Source organism: Paenibacillus sp. P4_E11, assembly GCF_056401635.1.
Map to the genome: position 1 here is coordinate 1 of NZ_JBFUIX010000400.1, position 1,839 is coordinate 1,839.

The 1,839-nt window shown below is 47.1% G+C and carries 1 protein-coding gene; it reads right to left on the reverse strand.

The window, feature by feature from the left end; genetic code table 11:
- The coding region (locus AC1DWB_RS34470) for a X2-like carbohydrate binding domain-containing protein (RefSeq protein ID WP_477545580.1) at positions 1-1,581 on the reverse strand (1,581 nt) is incomplete at its 3' end.
- Between the last annotated feature and the right edge of the window lie 258 nt (positions 1,582-1,839).

Below are 1,839 nucleotides of genomic sequence, written 5' to 3' on the forward strand. Positions count from 1 at the left end.
ATTCAACATCACCGTTGTCGTCACGTCAGTGTTCGTCGCTGCTCCAGACTTCTTATCGAAGCTTGCGATCAGGGGACTGATCGTGCTATTCGCCGGTGACGTATCACTTACCGTGATCGCAAGCGTCGACGTTGCTCCTCCGCTGAACTTGAACGTCAAGTTTATCGTGCCCACTGAGTGCATCGCTAGGTACGCCTTCTTGATTGTTACTGTATTACCTTCAACAGTATAATCCATTCCAGGCTCTAGTGCCTCAACAATATATTCCGTTCCATCATCATCAACATACCTCACCGGCGTTTTCTCGATACTCGTTAGCGTATTTCCATTCAACAACGTTATCGTTGTCGTCACATCAGTGTTCGTCGCTGCTCCAGACTTCTTATCGAAGCTTGCGATCAGGGGACTGATCAAGCTATTGCTCACGCCGTCAATGACGGTCACGTTGTCTGAATCTATATTGGCGACATAGATTTTGTTCATTACTGGATTCACCGCTACTGCTCTCGGAAGATCTCCCACAGCTACCGTCCTCGTTGTGTTGTCCTCTCCTTCAATGACGGTCACGTTGTCTGAATCCATATTGGCGACATAGATTTTGTTCGTTACTGGATTCACCGCTACTGCTCTCGGACGATCTCCCACAGCTACCGTCGTCGTTGAGTTGTCCTCTCCGTCAATAACGGTCACGTTATCTGAATCCATATTGGTGACATAGATTTTGTTCGTTACTGGATTCACCGCTACTGCTCTCGGAGCAGTTCCCACATCTACCGTCGTCGGCGTGTTGCTCGCGCCGTCTATGACGGTCACATTGTCTGAGTACGCATTGACGACATAGATTTTATTCGTTACTGAATTCACCGCTACCTCTAAAGGATATACTCCCACTCCCGCAGCTACCGTCGTCGTCGTGTTGTACACGCCGTCAATGACGGTCACGTTATTTGTACCCGCATTGGCGACATAGATTTTGTTCGTTACTGGATTCACCGCTACCTCTAAAGGATATACTCCCACTCCCGCAGCTACCGTCGTCGTCGTGTTGTCCGCGCCGTCAATGACGGTCACGTTGCCTGAAAACTCATTGGTGACATAGATTTTGTTTGTTTCGCTATTCACTGCTACTGCATAAGGTCTATCTCCCGCAGCTACCGTCTCCGTCGTGTTGTCCGCACCGTCAATGACGGTCACGTCGTCTGAATACTCATTGGCGACATAGATTTTGTTCGTTACGCTATTCACCGCTACTGCATAAGGTCTATCTCCCACAGCTACCGTCGTCGTCGTGTTGTACACACCGTCAATGACGGTCACGTTGTCTGAATCCATATTGACGACATAGATTTTGTTCGTTACTGGATTCACCTCTACTGCCCATGGAATAGTCCCTGCGTCCACTTCAGCCACAATGGTGTCTGCCCACGCTGATTGAGGCGCCGAGAGCAGCGTTATAATCAGAATCCCGCACACGATTATCTTATAAAGCCGACTAATAAGCGCCTTTCCACATGTCACACCCGTAAACCCCTGGTTGCCCTGATTCACGAGCGGATTCAATCTCTTGTTATTCATTCCCATTGTTAATTCCTCCCAATTGTCTTAACTTCGAGTGTCCCATGCAATTAAYAGGCATAGACTCGATAATGTTACCCTCACTAAAATATCAATCGTTTGATAGTTACTCGGGTCGCGATTTATAAAATACTTTTAATTCTTAATTTTACCCACTTGCTTTCGCGCATTCTATTATCCGAAAGTAGCAAAATAGCCGAATTCGGGTATACTTTCATTCTCCTCACAGACAAAAAAAGAAGACAAGCTCTCTCCTAAGAGAAA